This is a genomic window from Mycobacterium sp. P4_H6 (assembly GCF_056400845.1).
Genome location: NZ_JBFUKN010000058.1, coordinates 1 through 17248 on the forward strand (window position 1 = coordinate 1; position 17248 = coordinate 17248).

Sequence of the window (17248 nt, forward strand, 5' to 3'; positions counted from 1 at the left end):
GGTGTGTCCCGGTCGACACTGGCCAAACGCTTCAACGATCTGGTCGGCGAACCACCGCTGACCTACCTCACCGGGTGGCGGATGACCTTGGCGATGGACCTGCTGATCGAGCAGGAGACGGCGACGGTCAGAGAGGTGGCCCGCGCGGTCGGCTACACCGACCCGTTCACCTTCAGCGCCGCCTTCAAACGGGTGCGCGGCGTGAACCCCAGCGAGTTCCGCCGCATCAACATCGCGTAAAGACCGGCCCCGCAGGCGTCAGGACTGCGTTCGGACAGCGGCGACGCCGGACAGCCCGACGTACACCTGGATGCATGACTCTTGCGATGGCCGCGCACAACCTACCCGCCGCGGCGCTGACCGACCCCGCACTGGCCGATTGGGCTCGCGCGCACAGTGTCTCGGTGACCGCGCACGATGACCGCGGCCTCGACCTGGTGCGGCGCCACGGCATCCGGCCGTTCCAGGTCGTGTACCGGTGCGGGCCCGACAGCGCCGTCACCCGCCGTGCCGTGCGCCTGGGGGTACGCCGGTTCATCGTCGGCACCGCGCACCAGATGGCCCGCCTCGATGAATGCGCGGACGGGACGAAATACCTGTACCTCGACGATCACGCCCCGCTGATGCTGGGGGACCGTCGCCTGAAGGTCATCGGATTGCACGCCGACGTCGGCGACGCCACGGTGACCGACCAATGGGCCACCGCGGCGGTGGGGCTGGYGCAGCGCGCGGCGGTCCTGCAAGCATGCGGGGCAGGCGTCAAGCGCCTGGCCCTCAGCGGCGGATCAACCGGGCTGTGGCTGGACGATCACCGGCGAGCAGCGACCATCGTGGACATCGTCGATCAGGCGGTATGCCAGGAGTGCGATCGCAGCCACCTGCCGCGGCCGGTGATCACGTTCACCCCGCTGACCGCGGGGCCGGGGTGATGGAGCTCACCCGGCGTAACGGTGGGCGGTCCCTCCCGCGATGTACCCAGCATGTTCATTCGTTTGGGTATGGCGGTCGCGGTAGCTGCGACGACCCTGGTCGGATTGGCCGGCGGCACCGCCGCGGCCGCACCGCAGTGCGCCGACTTCCACTGGATCGGTGCCGCCGGTTCGGGCCAGCGTGACGGCGCCAACCTGACCGCCAACGGCGGTATGGGCGATGTGGTTTACCAGTCCTACCAGCAGTTGAGCTCCGAACTGGCCGCCAGCGGCCGGACCATCACGGCCGAGGCCGTGCAGTACCCGGCGGCCCCGGTTCCGCTCGGTGGCGGGGTCGGCGGCTGGATGGACTTCATGGACAGCGTCGAAGACGGCACCGATGCCGCCGCCGACCAGCTCGAGGCGTTCACCGCCAGGTGCCCCCAGACCAAGGTCGTGCTCGCCGGCTACTCCCAGGGCGCGATGGTGATCCACCGCAATCTGCACGACCTGGCCGACGCTCCGAACGTGGCGGCCGCGCTCCTGGTCGCCGACGGCGACCGGTTGCCCGCCGACACCACCATCAACCTGGGATCGACAGCGGTGCTGCCGGGCGCAGGCAAGGGCGTCGCGCAGGAGCACTCCTTCCTGGCCTCGACCGACACCTCGCCGCTGCCGCCGGCCATCGGTGCGCGCACCGTCAGCGTCTGCGACATCGGCGACCCGGTGTGTGACTACGACGCGGAGGCCGAAGAGCTGCCCGCCTCGGCCATCGCCATCCACACCTCCTACGCCCCCGCCGCGAGCGGACCGCACGCCTGGGGTGGGCCGTTGTACAACCTGGTGATGAGTTCCAGCCCGGTGCCGGTGGTTGCCGACGCCACGGCGTGAACTTCGGCGAACCCGTCGCCGGCATGCGGTCCCCCCGATAGGGTCGGACCAGCATGAACACTTCAGATACGTTGCGCCGCTTCAGTAAAGCCGGTGCCCTCGCCGTCAGTGTGCTGGTGTTTGCTGCGTGTGCAGCGCCCGACGATTCCGCGACCACGGAGTCACCCGGTGCGCCGGCGGCCAATGTGCCCACGACCACCGTGGCGCCCATCGTGAGCCCCACCCTGCTCGACGCCGGCACCTACCCGACGGCGCCCAGACCGCCGCTGGGCAATGCCGGTGACCCGCGCATCGGCGCTGTCACTGACGCCCAGAATCTCGCCGACTTCGTGATCGGTCCGTGGGAGGCCGACGAGGCCCTGGTCACCCCCTACCTGGCCACCTACTACCTTCTGGACTCAGCGGGGTCGCTGATGCAGTTCGCGCCGGAGACCGTCGCGCAGCAGGCGGAACGCCACGGGTTCGTCAACGGGTTCGCCTCGGCCCGGCAGGTCACCGACAAGACGGTGATGATGAATGCGGTGTTCCGGTTTCCCGACCCCGCGGCCGCGACGGAGGCCGCGAAGGACATGAACTCCGGTGCCGCCGCCCAGTCTGTCCGCGGCGCCACCCCGACGCCGGCGGTGATTCCCGGTCATCCCGAAGCCGCTGCCTCGACATACCCCTTCACCCCACACGAATCGGACAAGGAGTGGACGGTGGTCCGGTCGTTCTCCCCGCACGGCCCCTATGTGTTCATGCAACTCGTCCAGTCCGTCGACGGTTTCGATCCAGCCGCGGCGCTGGTGCGCAAGGCCATCGAGGTGCAGGGCCCACGGATCGACGAGTTCCAGCCGGCACCGGCCGATGCGCTGGCCGACGTTCCGCTGGACCCGACCGGTCTGCTGGCCAAGACACTGCCCCTGGCAGGCAGTGCCGCGCCCACGAAGAACGCCGTCTACACCCGGCGTGGCGCAGTGCACTTCCAGAGCAATCCCATCGCTTCCAAGACGCTGTTCACCGATACCGGCGTGTCCGCCGTGRCCATGGCACTGACCAACGTCTACGAGGCAAAGAGTCCCGGGTTGGCATCGATGGTCGTCGGCTCCTTCAGCAAGGAGGTCACCGCGCAGGGCGCGGCGCCTGCCGACCCGGTGCCCGCCTTGCCCGACAGCCACTGCTCGGCGCGCGGAAAGGCGTTCTACTGCGTCGCCGCCGCGGGACGGTACGCCGTGGAGGTCAACGCCGAGTCGCTGCCGGMGGCGCATCAACAGATGGCGGCGCAGTACATCTTGCTGACCGCGGGCTGATCCTTCCCCCGATTGGGGGACATCGGGTTCACCCGGTGCGAGGGCCGGTTGGCCGACAGACGGGGCCTGCTGCCGGCGGCATTCTTGAGTCATCAGAACAGCAGCAACACAAAGGATTACGACATGAACGCCGTCACCCGCCGCATCGCCACCGGATTCGCCGTCGCCGCCGCACCGGCCATCATCGCGGTGGGCGCCGCCACCACATGCCACGCGCAGGCCACCGCGGTGAACACCTACGGACCCACCACCAGCCAGGCCGCCGCGACCCACCAGAGCCACGCACCGCAGACCGGGGTGAGCAGCCTGAGCCGTCGTCATCACCACGGCTACTACCACCGCCGCTGATTACTCCCGCGCCTGCCCGGGTACAGGGTTCCGGACAAGGTGACCACCAACCGTGAGGACAGCGCAATGACATCTCAGGACCCGAAGCCGACCGAAGTCCAGGCCGACGAAGAGGTGCTCGCACCGGCCACACCGGGGGCCGAAGCCCTGCCGACCGAGGAACCCGACGAGTCCGAGTAGCACCCGGCCCACCCGAAAACCCGTAGTCCTTCCGCGAAGGGACTACGGGTTTTCCGTGATTCTGTAACCCCGCAGCCGGTGCGAATGTCGTAGCAGCAGGAACGAACGCCGCTACGAAAGGAACACCATGTCGGACGTACTGGAGAAGCTCACCAAGGCGATGAAGGTCATCCAGGGGGTGCAACCACCGTTCATTCCCGAGGGTGCCCACGCGATGACCGCGATCATCGAGTGGGGACCGGGTGACCTCGGCGCCCCACCGCACCGCCACCCCGGCGGCCCTTGCTTCGGTTACGTCCTCGAAGGCGAGATGCTCTTCGAACTCGAAGGTGAGGCTCCGCGCGTCATCAAGGCCGGCGAAGCATTCTGGGAGCCGGGCGGCGATGTCATCCACTACTCCGACGGCAACAACCGCGACGATGTGCCGCTGCGCTTCCTGGTCACCATGCTGTGCTCACCCGAGCAGCAGATGTTCGTCATCGTGGACGACGCCGAACTCGAAGCCCGCCGGGACCGTCGCGTGCCGGGAGATGCGAAATGAAAATCGTCATCGCCGGCGCGACCGGCAACGTCGGAAAGCATGTCGTGAACGAGGGTCGCCGACGCGGCCATGATGTCATCGCGCTGTCCCGCGCATCCGGCCAGGATGTGACGACCGGCAAGGGCCTGGTGGAGGCGATGGCCGGCGCCGACGCCGTCATCGACGTGTCCAGCCAGATGATCATGAACACCGCCAAGGCGGTCGCCTTCTTCACCGACGCGACCCGCAACCTGCTGGCCGCCGAACGCACCGCCGGCGTCGGTCACCATGTGGCGCTCTCCATCGTCGGCATCGACGGTCTCGACACCGGTTACAACGCAGGCAAACTCGCCCAGGAGCGGCTGGTGTCAGAATCCGAGGTCCCGTGGACCCTGCAGCGCGCCACCCAGTTCCACGAGTTTGCCGGGCAGGCCTTGGCGCAGGGCACGATCGGACCCGTCGCTCTGGTGCCGAAGATGCTGCTCCGACCGGTGGCCGCCCGCGAGGTCGCCGAGCGTCTGCTCGACCTCGCCGAAGCAGGGCCGGCCGGTCGGGTGCGGGACCTCGTCGGGCCACGCGATGAGACGCTGATCGGCATGGTGCGAAAGACGTTCGCCCACGACGGCATCAAGCGCCGGCCCATCAGCGCCGTGCTGCCCGGAAAGTACTGGCGCGCCGCTCGCGCCGGAGCTCTGCGCGGCACCGATGACAGCGTCACGGGCCGGCTCACCTTCGACCATTGGCTGCAGAGCCCGGATAAGGAAATGTCGAAATGAAGATCACCATCGTCGGCGCCACCGGTCAGATCGGCAGCCAGCTCGTGCCCTTGCTGACGGCGGCCGGCCATCACGTCACCGCCGCCTCTCGTGACTCAGGGGTGGACGCGGCCATCGGATCGGGTCTGGATGCGGCGCTGGGCGACGCCGATGCCGTCATCGACGTACTCAACTCCCCGACCACGGAAGACGATGCGGCGCTCGCCTTCTTCACCGCGACATCATCCAATCTGACCATGGCCGCGAAGAAGGCAGGGGTGGGGCACTACGTGTTGTTGTCCATCGTCGGTGTCGACGCCCTACAGGGTGGCGGATACCTGCGCGGCAAGGTCGTGCAGGAGAAAACCGTTGCGGACTCCGGACTTCCGTACACCATCGTGCGGGCGACGCAATTCCATGAGCTCACCGAGCTGATCGCCGGCTCGCTGGTCACCGACGGACAGGTGCACGCGCCCGATGCGCTGATCCAGCCGATCGCCTCGGCCGAGGTCGCCGCCGTGCTCGCCCGGATCGCCACCGAACCCCCCGCTGACGGCGTGCATGACGTGGGCGGGCCCGACACGTTGACCTTCGCGGAGATGGCGTCCCTGGTGCTGGGCCTGCCCGCCGTCGTCGACCCGGACGCCACCTATTTCGGCACGCCGGTGACCGAGCGCAGCCTGGTCACCGCCGACGACGCCGAGCGGGGGACGACCCGGCTCTCCGATTGGATCGGTGCGCGATGAGTACGCTGAGCGAGGTCGTGAACGGCCGGCATTCGTCCCGAAAGTTTTTGCCGGACAGGCCTGTTCCGGCGGATCTGCTCGACGAGGCGCTGGCATTGGCGGCGCGGGCCCCGTCGAATTCCAATGTGCAGCCGTGGCGACTGTTCCTGGCCACCGGAGACCGGCGCGACAAGCTGGCGGCCGCGTTGTCGGCGCAGGCCCACATCAGCCCGCCCGCAGATCTGGGACTTCCCGAGACGTTCGCCCCGCTGCGGCGTGAACTGGGTGCGCTCATCTACGGCGCAATGGGCGTCGCACGTGACGACGCCGAAGGCCGTTGGGCGGCCCAGCTGCGCAACTTCGAGTTCTTCGGCGCGCCGGTGGCCGGAATCATGTGCATGCATCGCGACCTGGGTCTGCCCGATGCACTCGGGGTCGGGATGTATCTGCAGACCCTGCTGCTGGCACTGACCGAGCGCGGGATCGACAGCTGCGTGCAGGTGTCCACGGCGCTGTATCCCGACATCGCCCGCGAACAACTCGGGATTCCCGATGAGCTGACCGTCCTGTGTGGGCTGTGTATCGGTTACGCCGACCCGGATTTCGCTGCCAACAATCTGAGCATTCCGCGAAACGGCTTGGGTGACAACGTCATCATCCTGTGAACAACGCACGCAGCTCGCGCCGTGAGCGGATGTTCAACTTGGCGAACACTTTCCGCAGGTGGTACTCGACGGTGTGCGCGCTGATGAACAGCTGGCCGGCGATCTCCTGATTGGTCAGACCCCGGCCGGCGAGCTGCGCGATCTGATGTTCCTGCGCGGTCAGCGCGTCACCGGTGGCCGTGGGTTGTTTGCGGGTCTTGGCTCCAGCCGCCTGAAGTTCGCGTCTGGCACGCTCGGCGAACCCCGTAGCGCCCATCTGCTGCAGCGAAACATGCGCCGCACGAAGCTGATCACGGGCCTGCTTGGCGGCACGGTGTCTGCGCAGCCATTCCCCGTACAGAAGCTGGGTGCGTGCGAGGTGGATGGCCTGGCGGGTGCGGCCGAACTGATTCAGCGCTTCCTGAAAGAACTGTTCGGCTTCTTCCTCTCCGGCGAGCAGCGCCCGGGATCTCGCCAACGAGCCGAGCGCTCGCGGACTTCCGCAGGCGAGTGTGCGCCCTTCCAGCTGTTGCAGGGCGTCCGTGGCGCTGTCGGGGTCGTCGGCACGCACAGCGGCCTCGATGAGTTCGAGCAGTAGCTCGCTGAAAAATCCGAGGTCCTCGTATTCGAAGGCGCGCAGCGCCCCCTCCAGAGCCTCGGGGTAGCGGCTCTTGCCGTTGTTGAGGATCGCGGTGCCCAGGTACGCCAGGCCCGCGATGCGGCCCTCACCGCGGGCCGCGCTGTCCTTGAGTGCGGAGTTGATCAGACGCGTCGCCTCCGCGTCGTCCCCGCGCCACGCGGACAGCACCAGCCGGTGGTACTTGAGCGGTGTGTAACCGGTGGCTATCGCGGTCTCGTTGGCTTCCGCGACCGACGCCTGCGCCGATTCCAGCTCGCCGGCCTCCATATGTGCCCCCGCGCGTGCGAGCAGCGCAGACGGAAGCAACGCCAGCGCACCGCGTTCGGTCGCGAGACTCATTGCAGATGAGGCAATCTCGTGCCAACCCTCATCGTCCCACGCCTCATGGATCAGTGACTCGTGCACGACGGGAAAGCCCAGCCAGAACCACCGGTTGCGCTGGCCCGCGACCTCGTCGCGGCCGGCGCGCTTGAGGGTCTCCACCGCGCGGACCACCGCGGGCATCGACGCCGCGGCGCCGAGCGCCAGTCGATCGGCCAGCGCATGGGTGACCTCGTCCAGGGGGCGCGCGGGGGTCACACCGGCGAAGGCCCGCCGCGCAGCCACAGCGATCTGCTCGGCTTTCGGTCCACCCCGCCGGCCGAGATACATGGCGGCGCTCATCGCCTCGAGGTAGGCCTCGGTGGCCATCTCGGCGTCCAGAAGCTCCAGTTGTGCTGCCACGGAGCTGAATCCGTCGACGGACGCGACGAGGGCCTCGGCGTCCCCCCGGGTCCGCGCCGACACGAACACCAGCCGGGTGCGTAACTGGGCCAGCCGGGCGCGCTGCAGCTCCGAGAGCGGGCAGAGTTCGGCCGTCGCCAGCAGCTGCTGCGCGGCCTCGAAGGAAGCTACTTCGCGATGGGTCTCCGCGGCGTCCAATGCCCGTATGCCCCGGGTGGCTGGGTCCGGCGTCAGTTCGACCGCACGGGTGAGAAACGCCGCGGCGGCCGCAGTCCCGCCCCTGAGGCGGGCCCTGCGGGCAGACGCTTCGAGTTCGTCGGCAACCTGCGCGTCGACGGTGTCGGCAGCCAGCGCGCGGTGCCAGGCGCGGCGGTCGGGGTCGGCGTCCGGGTCGGTGCACGCGGCCAGTGCCGCGTGCACGGTCCGGCGCTCATCCAGGGCGGCCGACCGGTAGACGACGCTGCGTGCGAGTGGATGCTGAAACTGCACCCGGGTCTCGATGGTGATCAGTCCGGCATCCTCGGCCTTTGTCGCCGCATCGGGCGGGAGGTCCAGATGCTGCATGGCGCGGCGTAGCAGGACCGGATCGCCGACCGGTTCTGAGGCCGCGAGGAGCAGGACTCGACGGGCCGCGAGCGGTAATGACTGCACGGTGGCCTGGTAGCGATCTTCGATCTCGGCGACGACCGGCCGCCGGTCCGGTCGCTGATAGCCGCCGGCCAGTTCCACGGCGCTCAGATCCTTGGTGATGGCCAGCAGTGCGAGCGGGTTTCCCCGCGCCTCGGCGACGATACGGTCGCGGACCGCAGGGTCCAGCCGTCCGGGAAAGCTGGTTTCCAGCAGTTCGCGCGCGTCCTGGTCGTCGAGGCCGCCGACCGCCATCGCGGGCAGCCCGGAGATTCCGTCGATCGGCGTACGCAACGCCAGCACCAGGCAGACCCGTTCGGCAAGCAGGCGGCGCGCGACGAAGAACAGGGTCTGGGCCGACACGGTGTCCAGCCACTGGACGTCGTCGATGATGAGCAGCACGGGCTGCTCCGCGGATGCGGCAGCAAGCAGACCGACCACGGCCAGACCGACGAGGAACCGGTCCGGCGCGGGCGCGGAGTCGCTGAGACCGAAGGCTCCCTCCAGCGCGGCGCGCTGCGGGGCGGGCAACGCCCGCCGCATGTCCAGGATTGGCACGCACGCCTGTTGCAGCCCGGCGAACGGAAGCTCCATATCGGACTCGATGCCGGTGGCGCCGAGCGTCAGGAACCCGGAGGCGGACGCGCGCAGGTGCTGCAGCAGAGACGATTTGCCGATGCCGGCCTCGCCGAGGAGCACACGCACTCCGCTGCCGCCGGCGCGGACCGAGGCCAGCAGATCGTCCAGCACTCGGCACTCGGCGGCACGACCGGGTAGCGCAGTCATCGCGGCAAGTCTGTCACAGCGACAGCGCTGCCGCGGTTCTCGGCTCCCCCGATCGGGGGACATGGAATTCCCCCGGTGCGGGGGCCGGTTGGCCGACAGACCGCCCGCGGACTGCGGCGCATTGTTGAGTCATCAACAGCCCAGCGTCCCAGGAGATCACGAGATGAAGAGCATCGGCCACCAGTTCGCCACCGGAATCGCACTGCTGGGCGCCACCGCCATCCTGGCGGTCGGCGCCATGACCACCAATCAGGCCATGGCCGCCACCGCCGTCAACCCCGATGCGAGCGCCGTCCAGACGGTCTCCACTCACGTCGGTGCGCCGCAGCTCAATTATGGCGTGGCAGAAGCTCGGTGACGAAGTTGTCGATGAAGTGCCGGGTGGGTACCGAACCCACGGTGCTGATGACGAACTTCGTCAGTCCGGCTTCGATGTAGCCGTCCAGCAATCGGTGCAACGCCGGCCAACTGTCAGCGATCAGATCACCGGGATCGCAATCGGGACGTTGCCTGCGGATGAGATCGTCCACCTGGGGCGGGACACCGCCCTCGGCGAACAGCACCGTGATCCCGAAATGGTCGGGTTCTATCGCGCGCCCCGCCTCGGTGGCCGCGGTGATGATGGATTGGCGCGCCCGACCGGCTTCCGCGGGTGTCAGGAAGCTACCGAGCCAGCCGTCGCCGTACGTGCCGACGCGACGCAGTGCCGCGGGGGCCGACCCGCCGAGCCACACATCGATCGGCGCGACCGGCCCGGTGTCCAGCCGGAAGTCCAGGTCGAAGTGATCACCGTGAAAGGACACGTCGGTGCCGGTGAGCGCCGCGCGCAGCAGGCTCAGGGACTCATCGAACAGCTCCGCCCGGCGGCCCTCCGGCGCCGGGAACAGCCGGCGCTCGGCAGGCTGTGCCGCACGCAGACCGAACACCGGGAGAATGCGTTTGGGTGCCAGGGCGCTCAGTGATGCCAGCTGTTTGGCCACCAGCACCGGGTGCCGCCCGGGCAGGATCGCCACGGACGTGCCGACTTTGAGCCGCGTGGTCCGCGCGATGGCGAAGGCCATCCCCACGGTGGGGTCGACGGCAGGTGAGTAGACGAGTTCGGGAAACCACAGGGAATCGACACCCGAGCTCTCCAGGGTGTCGACGATTTCGGCCAGGCCCCCGGGTGAGGTGCTACCGCCCAGCGCGACGCCGAATCGGACTTTCACTGCCCATCAGAGTACGTGCTGGTCCGCCCGACGGCAGATCTGCAGCACACGTCCCACGTGGGCTCCGGGAATGAGATTGAACTCGATGTCGGCCATCGCGCAGCGCGATTCCAGGGTCTTCAGCATCCAATAGCCGTCGCTGGCGAAGAAACCGACATGCGAGAGGTCGAGGATCATCCGCCGGCACAGCAGTACCTTCCTCAAGGTGTAGTCGAGCAACCGGCGCGTGTTCGCGGCGTCGACATCGCCGATCACGGTGATCACCGCCAGATCGATATCGCGCCATTCGGTCGCGAATTCCAGCGCCGCGGATCCGGGACGCGTCTGAGCGCCGTTGGTGAGCATTTCCGTCATGGCAGCCTCCGCAGGTCACGTCGTGATGGCTGCTGCTGAACCAGCCTCAACGCTACGCCGGGCGGGAATCCACAATCCGACTTTTCACATCCACCAAACGCACGGCGCGGCGGCGATCACCGGCGCAGCGTCTCGTGTGGACTCTCCCCGAAGGTGCGCCGGTACAACACCGCGAAGCGCCCGGTGTGAGCAAACCCCCACCGGGCCGCGGTGGCAGCCACGGTGGTCACGCTGCGGTCGCTGGCGATGAGTTCCTCGCGGGCCCGGGCCAGCCGGACTTCGCGCAGGTAGGCGGTGGGCGTGGTGTCCAGATGCCGCCGGAACATGTACTGCACCGTGCGCGGCGACAGGTACAGCGCAGAGGCCACATCCCCGACCCCGACATCGTGGGCGGCGTTGTCCTGGATGAACTCGACGGCCTGGCGGAGCAGCGCGGGGTACACGTCACCGGCGCCCTCCGGCGTGCCCTCGGCGGGCAGGTCATTCGGGAATGCCGTGAGGATCGCGCCCGCCAGCATCCGGCCCGCCGAAGCCAACAGGATGCGGTTCTCGGGTGGCTCGTGCGCGGTGAGGATGCGGTTCAGGAAGCGTTCGGTGGCTTCCAGTGTGCGTCCCGCCGTCACCGACGTCGGGGTGAGACCGGTGAAGCGCGGCACCGATGCGGCGTCGGTATCGATGGCCGCGACCTCGGTCAACAACGTGCGGGCCACGACCACGGAACGCAGCTGAGCGTCGACCAGGCGGACCCGGACTCCGCCGACGCCGGTGGAGGCCAGCAACCATTCGCCGGGTCCGGCGGTGCCGCTCAGCCGGCCGTGCTCCACCTCGGCCCGGCCACTCTGGACGAACAGTGCGACCACCGCGGGCACCCGGTCGGCCCGTAGCAACACGTCACCGTCATGCCGGATCTCTTCGATCGCGTAGCTGCCGATGTCCACCCGCGTGTGCGCGCAGTAACACCCGCCGGAGGCCTCATCGGCGCGGGTGATGGTGAATCGAGCTGAATAGGCCTGGTCGAGATGCTTCTGGATCAGGTCTGAGTCGTTGGAGTCGATGCCAGAACGCTCTGGCCAGGCATCAACACGGTCGGTCGTCATCAGGGCTCCATAAGGAAACAGCACCGGATGGGCATCGACCTGAACCCACGTTCACTTAAGTCTAACCTGGCGATACACGTCGTCGCTGCTCCCCTCCCGGAATGGACGGCTCACAGCCATCGGTCGAGGGATGATGGCACCGGTCAGCTCACCTGCGCAGTGCCGAACGCGCATGATTCGGCCGGTTTCCGGCCACCAAGCGAAGTATCGGGTGGTCAGGGTTTATGTGACGTCTGAATGACTTGTTCGGCAACGGATATCAGCGGGGTGTTGGTCTCTTGAGACAGTCGCCGGAGCAACCCGAAGGCGGCGGCGGCATCGATGCTGTAGCGCTCCATCAGCATCCCCTTGGACTGTCCGATGACATCGCGCGAGGTGAGCGCGCTGCGAAACTGGTCGTCGCGCAGCAGGAGGTTCCACGCCACCGCGGTATGGGTGGCCAGGATCAGTCCCACTTCCAGGGATTCCTCGTCGAAGGCGTCGACGCGATCGCTGTAGAAGTTCAACGCGCCCATCGACTCCCGATCCTTGAACAGCTGGAACGACTGGGCGGATCGAACATTGGTGTTTCGCGCGGCCTCTCGGCAGAACACCGGCCAACGTGTCTCGGCCGCAATGTCTCTGATCCGGATCGTGTGCTGCTCCCATGCCGAAGTGAGGCAGGGCCCCTCGCCAGTGCGGCGCTGGATCTCGTCGAGTTCGTCGGCCATCGCATCAGAGGCCGCCACCGACCTGACGGTGCCGTCCCGCGTCGCAACGGTGATGCCCGCGCAGATCGCCCCGGGCAGGAGCGCTGCGGCATTCTTCGTCAGTTCACGCAGGGCACTTTCGGTGTCGCTGGGCTGGTTGCGCTCAAGATCACGGAGCATCTCCGCAAAGCGCAGAGCGATCCCTCCATGCGAGCTTTCCGACATCTACCGACGATAGTCCGGTTTCCGCCCTCAGCGGTCGAGGAACTCAAGTCTGGGCGCGCAGATCTTCGCTCGCGCCGAGGATCTCGTCGACGACGTTCAGCGAGCGTGCGCGTGGGCAGTGACGGTACGCGTTGGGGTGGCCACGGGAGCGGCGGTGCGCCGCAACTGGCGTTCGGCACGTGAGATGCGCCGGTTGAGGCACCGGTCGTCGCGTTTGGTCAGGGTGCGGCTGCGCAGCGCGAGCAGATCGAGCTGCTGCCAGCTGAGCCCGTCGAGGTCACCGTCGGAATCGTGGGTGGCGATCACCACGGCGCCGCGTAGCAGTGGGACGTTCTTGGCGTCGAAAGAGGTTGTGGCGAGCAGCAGTTCGGTGGCATTCCGGTTGACGCGGCGCTGGCACCCGCGGGTGGACGGGCTGAACCAGAAATCGAACTGGCGATCAGCGCTGGTGAGCGACTGCAGCCCCTGATCATGCATCAACCGGGTGATATCGGCGGTGCTATACGCGCGCGTTTCGTATGCGGCGCCATTGGCGCTGAAGTACAGGACGGTATTCATTCAGATGATCCATTCGGCTCTCTTGTCGTTTTTCAGGACCGCGCAGAGCGTGCTCCGCGCTGTGACCAGAGTTACCCGTGTGACAATCGGGGTAAACCCCGATAACGATTCAGACTCGGGGAAGATCGCCGGAGAGCTTCGCGGGGCGGCACACCAGCGCCACCGTGAGCGTGAGCGCCGCGGCCACCGCGAACGCCACCTGCACGTTCGCCACGTCGGCGGCGCCGCCGAGCAGTGCCGCGGCGATGGGCCGCGAGCCGAGGAAGCCGACCAGCCACAACGCCATGATCCGGCCCCGCAATTCCTGGGGCGCGCGTTCCTGGACGACGGTGCTCAGGCCCGTCAGCGCCCAGCCGAAGCCCAGGCCGGCCAGCGCGAAACCGGCCAGGGCCACCGCCGGGATCACGCCGACGGCCAATACCGCACAGCCCAGGCCCAGCCCGGCCAACCCGACCGAAGACACCTGAGCCGAGGCCATCCTGCCGCGCATCAGTGCAAGCACCACCATGCCCAGCGCCGCACCGATGCCGAATACCGCCGACAGTGTGCCGACCATGCGGGTGTCCCCGCCGAGCGAATCGGCGAGTGAGGGCGCCAGGGTGATCGACGGGTCGGCGGCGACGCCGACGGTTGTCACGGCGACCAGCGCCAGCAGCAGCGGCCGGTCGCGCCAGACGTATTTCAGGGCGGTGCGCACGCGATAGTCGGCGCCGGACACCTTCTCCGCCGGGGCGGGCAGGCGGATCACCACGAGGAACAACGCGAACACCAGGTGTAGCCCGGCGCTGACCGCGAAGCCGGTGGCGGCGCCGAAGTGCGCGGCCAGATAGGCGCCGGCCGCGGGACCGAGGATCCGGCCGATGGTCATCGGAATGCTGTTGAGCGCCATTGCCGTCGAGAGTTCGCCCTCGCGGATGAGGTCGGGCACGATCGCCTGCATTGCCGGCCCGCCGACGACGAAGCCGAATCCGACCAGGGTCGAGCCGATCAGCACCGGCAGCGCGGCCGACAGGCCCTGCCGCTCGGGCTCGATGAACATCCACACCGCGATGGAGCCGGAGCCCATCAGGCACAGCACCCGGCCGAGCAGGATCTGTCGGCCCGGATCGCCGGTGTCGGCCCACTTGCCACTGATCGGGCTGAGGATCAGTTGAGGCCCGAACTGCACGACGCCCACCAGGCCGACCATCAGAGCTGAACCGGTCGCGTCGTACATCACGACCGCGGCGATGATGCTGTGCGTCCACACCGCGACGACGGAGAACATCTTGCCCCAGAACAGGGCACCGAAGACGGGGTCGAACATGAGCGCCAGTGCGCTGCGCGGACGCGTGAGGACGGTGCTCACTTAGAGGCCGCCGCTTCGATCCGTTCGGTCAGACGCTCGAGCAGTGTGACGAGCCGGTCGACATCGGCGGCGTCCCAGTCGGCGACGGTTTCGGCGACCAGGTCGCGCCGCCGGTCGGTCACGGTGGCCAGTGCCTTCACTCCGATGTCGGTGAGCATCAGGACGCTGCGACGCTGGTCGTCATCGGCCGAGGATTTGGTCAGCAGCCCGGCGGCGACCACCGCGGACACCGTTCTGCTGGCGGTCGAATGCTCGACGGCCAGGTACTCGGCAACGTCTCCGATCGACGCGCCGGCGCCGTTTCGCTGATGGTGCTCGACGGCGCGCAGCGTGCGCAGTGTCGACACGTTGGTGACTGGGTCCGCGCCGTCGAGCAGTCGGCGGCGCCAGGAGGGCCGTTGCCGCGCCACATGGATGCGGGTGAGCAGGTCATCCAGGTGGTCGAAGGGCGAAGAAGGCACTAAATATGTTTAGCACATACAAATTTATCCGGTGAGGGCACCGCCCGCGGCACGCCACTGGACGAGCCCACCACTCATGTTGACTGCCTCGAAGCCGTTCTCCACCAACAGATTTGCCGCACCGGCCGAGCGTAGTCCGCCGGTGCAGAAGGCGATGAGCAGCCGATCGTCGGGAAGCTCCAGGCACCGTTCGGGTAACTGCTCAAGCGGCATGTGCACAGCATCGGGGATGTGCACGCGATTCCACTCGAAGCTGCGGCGAACGTCCACGACGAGCGCGCCCTCGGAGGTCAGCCGCACCGCCTCGGCCGCGGTGATGGCGGGCGGCCGATGCAGGTAGTGCCGGAATTTCATGCGTAGCTCGAACCGGGTCGGACGATCATCAGCACCACCACGACGGCCCACAGCAGGTTGAAGACACCGGTCCAGATGCCGAGCCGCCGCAATCCGGCTGCGCCTTCCGGGGCCGCGAGCGCCGCCCGTTGACGCGGGGTGATCTGCAGCGCGAGCAGGCCTCCGGCGAGGGCGGTCAGCGGCATCGCGACCAGCACCCACACCTCCGTTGCGCGGCCCTGTGCGAATGCGAGTGCCAGACCGACGACCGRCACGGTCACGGCCAGCAGTCCGTACACCCGGGTGATGCGGTGCAGCACCACAGCCACCTCCCCGCTGTCGGGGGCGTATCGGGGAAACAGGCTGGTCGACACGGCAACCGGGCCGATGAACAGGATGCCGGCGATGACGTGCACCGACAGTAGGAAGGCCTGCATAACCTTCAGGGTAACTGAAGGTTATGGATTTCTGGTGACCATCTCCTCCATCAGCGCGCGCAGCGCCGACGTCAGTCCGGGGTGCTGAGCGGTGAACGCGGCATCCAGCCGGGTCACTTCGCCGGCCGCCTGCGCCAACAGGGACGCGCCCTTCTCGGTGACCCGCAGGCTGGACGCCGACCCGGCGTGCGCGGTCCCGTCGTCGACGAGCCCGGCCTCGGCGAACGCCGACACGGCGGCATGGGCACTCTGCACGGTGATCCGCGAGCGCCGCGCCAGTTCACTGAAGGAGATGCCCGGCATGCCGCGGATGTGGCCGAGCAGCCCGTACTTCCGCGTCGTCAGTCCCAATGGCTTCAGCGCATCGGCGAGCGCGGCGTCCCACGTCCGGCTCACCGTCAGCAACCCGATGGTGGGGCTGAAGGGCGGCGGCTCGGACATGCAGGCAGGGTACCTGGCGCCCGCTGCTTCACCTCAGCAAAATCTGGGTACCCGAATCCGGCAGTCGACCCGACCGGAAGGACCCATGACCGCACCTCCCAGAGACGTCATCGGCGCGGTGGCCACCGCATTCTCCGCCAAGGTGGTCGGTCAGACGAACCTCCGCGAATCCATCCTGCTCGTCCTGCTCTCGGGCGGTCATCTGCTCATAGAGAGTGTTCCCGGCCTCGCCAAGACCACCGCGGCACGTGTGGTCGCCGAGGCCATCGACGGCAGCTTCCGCCGCATCCAGTGCACGCCCGATCTGCTGCCCAGCGACATCATCGGCACGCAGATCTACGAGGCGGCCAGCAATACCTTCGCCACCCAGTTGGGTCCTGTGCACGCCAATATCGTGCTGCTCGACGAGATCAACCGCTCCAGCGCCAAAACGCAGAGCGCGATGCTGGAGGCGATGGAGGAACGCCAGACCACGATCGCCGGCGTCGAATACCCGATCCCCGAACCGTTCCTGGTCATCGCCACCCAGAACCCGGTGGACCAGGAGGGCACCTACCCGCTGTCGGAAGCCCAGACCGACCGCTTCATGCTCAAGGACCTCGTACAGTATCCCTCCGTCGAGGAGGAAGTCGAGATCATCGATCGGATGGACGCGGGCCTGTACGACCGTGACCACCGTTCCGCTCCCGTGGTGACCACCGCCGACGTGCGACGGGCCCGGGCCGTCGTGCGGTCCGTGCACATGGACCGGGCGCTGGTCGAATACGCCAGCCGGCTGGTCGCGGTGACACGCGAGCCCGAGCGACACCTGCCCGCCAACCTTGCCCGGCTCGTGGAGTACGGGGCGAGCCCGCGCGCGACCATTGCATTGTGCCGCACCGCAAGGGCTTTGGCGGTGCTGCGGGGACGCAACCACGTACTGCCCGACGATATCGCGCGCCTGGCGCACCGCGTACTGCGCCACCGCCTGGTTCTCGGTTTCGAGGCGGCGAGCGCACGGATCACACCTGACGTCGTGATCGACGCAGTGCTGCAAACAGTTCCGGTGCCGTGAGGCCGGC

General features: G+C 68.0%; 23 protein-coding genes. 12 read left to right on the forward strand and 11 right to left on the reverse strand.

Features of this window, described 5'->3' with window-relative positions:
- From AC1DTF_RS21595 to AC1DTF_RS21640, 10 genes are all read left to right on the forward strand, one after another.
- Positions 1-240 (forward strand): helix-turn-helix transcriptional regulator (locus AC1DTF_RS21595; RefSeq protein ID WP_477475554.1); only part of this gene is annotated, 240 nt, incomplete at its 5' end.
- A 74-nt stretch (positions 241-314) separates the two neighbouring features.
- Positions 315-929 carry a hypothetical protein gene (locus AC1DTF_RS21600; RefSeq protein WP_477475555.1) on the forward strand — a complete coding sequence of 205 codons (615 nt, stop codon included), beginning with the start codon at positions 315-317 and terminating at the stop codon, positions 927-929.
- 51 nt (positions 930-980) lie between these two features.
- Positions 981-1799, forward strand: a complete 819-nt coding sequence (locus tag AC1DTF_RS21605) for a cutinase family protein (protein WP_477475556.1) — start codon at positions 981-983, stop codon at positions 1797-1799.
- 53 nt (positions 1800-1852) lie between these two features.
- Complete coding sequence (locus AC1DTF_RS21610; RefSeq protein ID WP_477475557.1) at positions 1853-3088, forward strand: DUF7373 family lipoprotein; 1236 nt, start codon at positions 1853-1855, stop codon at positions 3086-3088.
- A 123-nt stretch (positions 3089-3211) separates the two neighbouring features.
- Positions 3212-3436, forward strand: a complete 225-nt coding sequence (locus AC1DTF_RS21615) for a hypothetical protein (protein WP_057169401.1) — start codon at positions 3212-3214, stop codon at positions 3434-3436.
- A 39-nt stretch (positions 3437-3475) separates the two neighbouring features.
- Positions 3476-3616, forward strand: a complete 141-nt coding sequence (locus AC1DTF_RS21620) for a hypothetical protein (protein ID WP_477475558.1) — start codon at positions 3476-3478, stop codon at positions 3614-3616.
- Between the two features lie 127 nt (positions 3617-3743).
- Positions 3744-4157 (forward strand): cupin domain-containing protein, encoded by a 414-nt coding sequence (locus tag AC1DTF_RS21625; protein WP_477475559.1) that lies wholly within the window; start codon positions 3744-3746, stop codon positions 4155-4157.
- Positions 4154-4912, forward strand: a complete 759-nt coding sequence (locus tag AC1DTF_RS21630; protein WP_057169302.1) for an SDR family oxidoreductase — start codon at positions 4154-4156, stop codon at positions 4910-4912. Before AC1DTF_RS21625 ends, AC1DTF_RS21630 begins: the two co-directional genes overlap by 4 nt.
- A complete protein-coding gene (locus AC1DTF_RS21635) occupies positions 4909-5637 on the forward strand; it encodes an SDR family oxidoreductase (protein WP_477475560.1) in 729 nt (242 codons plus the stop codon). Before AC1DTF_RS21630 ends, AC1DTF_RS21635 begins: the two co-directional genes overlap by 4 nt.
- Entirely contained in the window at positions 5634-6281 is a 648-nt protein-coding gene (locus AC1DTF_RS21640; protein WP_477475561.1) for a nitroreductase, read from the forward strand. The genes AC1DTF_RS21635 and AC1DTF_RS21640 overlap by 4 nt, the downstream gene beginning before the upstream one ends.
- Here the strand turns inward: AC1DTF_RS21640 and AC1DTF_RS21645 are convergent.
- Entirely contained in the window at positions 6271-9036 is a 2766-nt protein-coding gene (locus AC1DTF_RS21645) for a helix-turn-helix transcriptional regulator (protein WP_477475562.1), read from the reverse strand. The genes AC1DTF_RS21640 and AC1DTF_RS21645 overlap by 11 nt on opposite strands.
- Before the next feature lie 163 nt (positions 9037-9199).
- Between AC1DTF_RS21645 and AC1DTF_RS21650 the strand changes: the two genes are divergently transcribed.
- A complete protein-coding gene (locus AC1DTF_RS21650) occupies positions 9200-9394 on the forward strand; it encodes a hypothetical protein (protein WP_477475563.1) in 195 nt (64 codons plus the stop codon).
- Here AC1DTF_RS21650 and AC1DTF_RS21655 read toward each other — a convergent pair.
- From AC1DTF_RS21655 to AC1DTF_RS21700, 10 genes are all read right to left on the reverse strand, one after another.
- Positions 9366-10244, reverse strand: coding sequence for a TIGR03854 family LLM class F420-dependent oxidoreductase (locus AC1DTF_RS21655; RefSeq protein ID WP_477475564.1), 879 nt, complete (start codon positions 10242-10244; stop codon positions 9366-9368). The two genes, AC1DTF_RS21650 and AC1DTF_RS21655, sit on opposite strands and share 29 nt — an antisense overlap.
- Positions 10245-10250: 6 nt before the next feature.
- Positions 10251-10598, reverse strand: coding sequence for an STAS domain-containing protein (locus AC1DTF_RS21660; protein WP_477475565.1), 348 nt, complete (start codon positions 10596-10598; stop codon positions 10251-10253).
- Positions 10599-10714: 116 nt separating this feature from the next.
- Entirely contained in the window at positions 10715-11695 is a 981-nt protein-coding gene (locus AC1DTF_RS21665) for a helix-turn-helix transcriptional regulator (RefSeq protein ID WP_477475566.1), read from the reverse strand.
- Between the two features lie 215 nt (positions 11696-11910).
- Positions 11911-12609, reverse strand: coding sequence for a GAF and ANTAR domain-containing protein (locus AC1DTF_RS21670; protein ID WP_477475567.1), 699 nt, complete (start codon positions 12607-12609; stop codon positions 11911-11913).
- A 96-nt stretch (positions 12610-12705) separates the two neighbouring features.
- Positions 12706-13167, reverse strand: coding sequence for a hypothetical protein (locus AC1DTF_RS21675; RefSeq protein ID WP_477475568.1), 462 nt, complete (start codon positions 13165-13167; stop codon positions 12706-12708).
- A 109-nt stretch (positions 13168-13276) separates the two neighbouring features.
- Positions 13277-14515 carry an MFS transporter gene (locus AC1DTF_RS21680; RefSeq protein WP_477475569.1) on the reverse strand — a complete coding sequence of 413 codons (1239 nt, stop codon included), beginning with the start codon at positions 14513-14515 and terminating at the stop codon, positions 13277-13279.
- Positions 14512-14976 (reverse strand): MarR family winged helix-turn-helix transcriptional regulator, encoded by a 465-nt coding sequence (locus AC1DTF_RS21685; RefSeq protein WP_477475570.1) that lies wholly within the window; start codon positions 14974-14976, stop codon positions 14512-14514. The genes AC1DTF_RS21680 and AC1DTF_RS21685 overlap by 4 nt, the downstream gene beginning before the upstream one ends.
- Positions 14977-15000: 24 nt before the next feature.
- Positions 15001-15330: a rhodanese-like domain-containing protein gene (locus tag AC1DTF_RS21690; RefSeq protein ID WP_057169313.1), complete on the reverse strand. Its 330-nt coding sequence runs from the start codon at positions 15328-15330 to the stop codon at positions 15001-15003.
- Positions 15327-15746: a hypothetical protein gene (locus tag AC1DTF_RS21695; RefSeq protein ID WP_477475571.1), complete on the reverse strand. Its 420-nt coding sequence runs from the start codon at positions 15744-15746 to the stop codon at positions 15327-15329. Before AC1DTF_RS21695 ends, AC1DTF_RS21690 begins: the two co-directional genes overlap by 4 nt.
- A gap of 21 nt (positions 15747-15767) precedes the next feature.
- Positions 15768-16187 (reverse strand): MarR family winged helix-turn-helix transcriptional regulator, encoded by a 420-nt coding sequence (locus AC1DTF_RS21700; protein WP_057169315.1) that lies wholly within the window; start codon positions 16185-16187, stop codon positions 15768-15770.
- A gap of 85 nt (positions 16188-16272) precedes the next feature.
- Here AC1DTF_RS21700 and AC1DTF_RS21705 point away from each other — a divergent pair, with 85 nt between their 5' ends.
- The gene (locus tag AC1DTF_RS21705; protein WP_057169316.1) at positions 16273-17241 is read left to right on the forward strand and encodes an AAA family ATPase; all 969 of its coding nucleotides are present in this window, start codon (positions 16273-16275) and stop codon (positions 17239-17241) included.
- Positions 17242-17248 lie beyond the last annotated feature (7 nt).

What these genes read in the sequence shown, in the direction of transcription:
- AC1DTF_RS21640 (WP_477475561.1), top strand. Translation starts at nt 5,634, where the DNA reads ATGAGTACGCTGAGCGAGGTCGTGAACGGCCGGCATTCGTCCCGAAAG.
- AC1DTF_RS21660 (WP_477475565.1), bottom strand. Translation starts at nt 10,598, where the DNA reads ATGACGGAAATGCTCACCAACGGCGCTCAGACGCGTCCCGGATCCGCG.
- AC1DTF_RS21625 (WP_477475559.1), top strand. Translation starts at nt 3,744, where the DNA reads ATGTCGGACGTACTGGAGAAGCTCACCAAGGCGATGAAGGTCATCCAG.
- AC1DTF_RS21665 (WP_477475566.1), bottom strand. Translation starts at nt 11,695, where the DNA reads ATGACGACCGACCGTGTTGATGCCTGGCCAGAGCGTTCTGGCATCGAC.
- AC1DTF_RS21615 (WP_057169401.1), top strand. Translation starts at nt 3,212, where the DNA reads ATGAACGCCGTCACCCGCCGCATCGCCACCGGATTCGCCGTCGCCGCC.
- AC1DTF_RS21700 (WP_057169315.1), bottom strand. Translation starts at nt 16,187, where the DNA reads ATGTCCGAGCCGCCGCCCTTCAGCCCCACCATCGGGTTGCTGACGGTG.
- AC1DTF_RS21650 (WP_477475563.1), top strand. Translation starts at nt 9,200, where the DNA reads ATGAAGAGCATCGGCCACCAGTTCGCCACCGGAATCGCACTGCTGGGC.
- AC1DTF_RS21605 (WP_477475556.1), top strand. Translation starts at nt 981, where the DNA reads ATGTTCATTCGTTTGGGTATGGCGGTCGCGGTAGCTGCGACGACCCTG.
- AC1DTF_RS21705 (WP_057169316.1), top strand. Translation starts at nt 16,273, where the DNA reads ATGACCGCACCTCCCAGAGACGTCATCGGCGCGGTGGCCACCGCATTC.
- AC1DTF_RS21630 (WP_057169302.1), top strand. Translation starts at nt 4,154, where the DNA reads ATGAAAATCGTCATCGCCGGCGCGACCGGCAACGTCGGAAAGCATGTC.
- AC1DTF_RS21675 (WP_477475568.1), bottom strand. Translation starts at nt 13,167, where the DNA reads ATGAATACCGTCCTGTACTTCAGCGCCAATGGCGCCGCATACGAAACG.
- AC1DTF_RS21690 (WP_057169313.1), bottom strand. Translation starts at nt 15,330, where the DNA reads ATGAAATTCCGGCACTACCTGCATCGGCCGCCCGCCATCACCGCGGCC.
- AC1DTF_RS21670 (WP_477475567.1), bottom strand. Translation starts at nt 12,609, where the DNA reads ATGTCGGAAAGCTCGCATGGAGGGATCGCTCTGCGCTTTGCGGAGATG.
- AC1DTF_RS21645 (WP_477475562.1), bottom strand. Translation starts at nt 9,036, where the DNA reads ATGACTGCGCTACCCGGTCGTGCCGCCGAGTGCCGAGTGCTGGACGAT.
- AC1DTF_RS21635 (WP_477475560.1), top strand. Translation starts at nt 4,909, where the DNA reads ATGAAGATCACCATCGTCGGCGCCACCGGTCAGATCGGCAGCCAGCTC.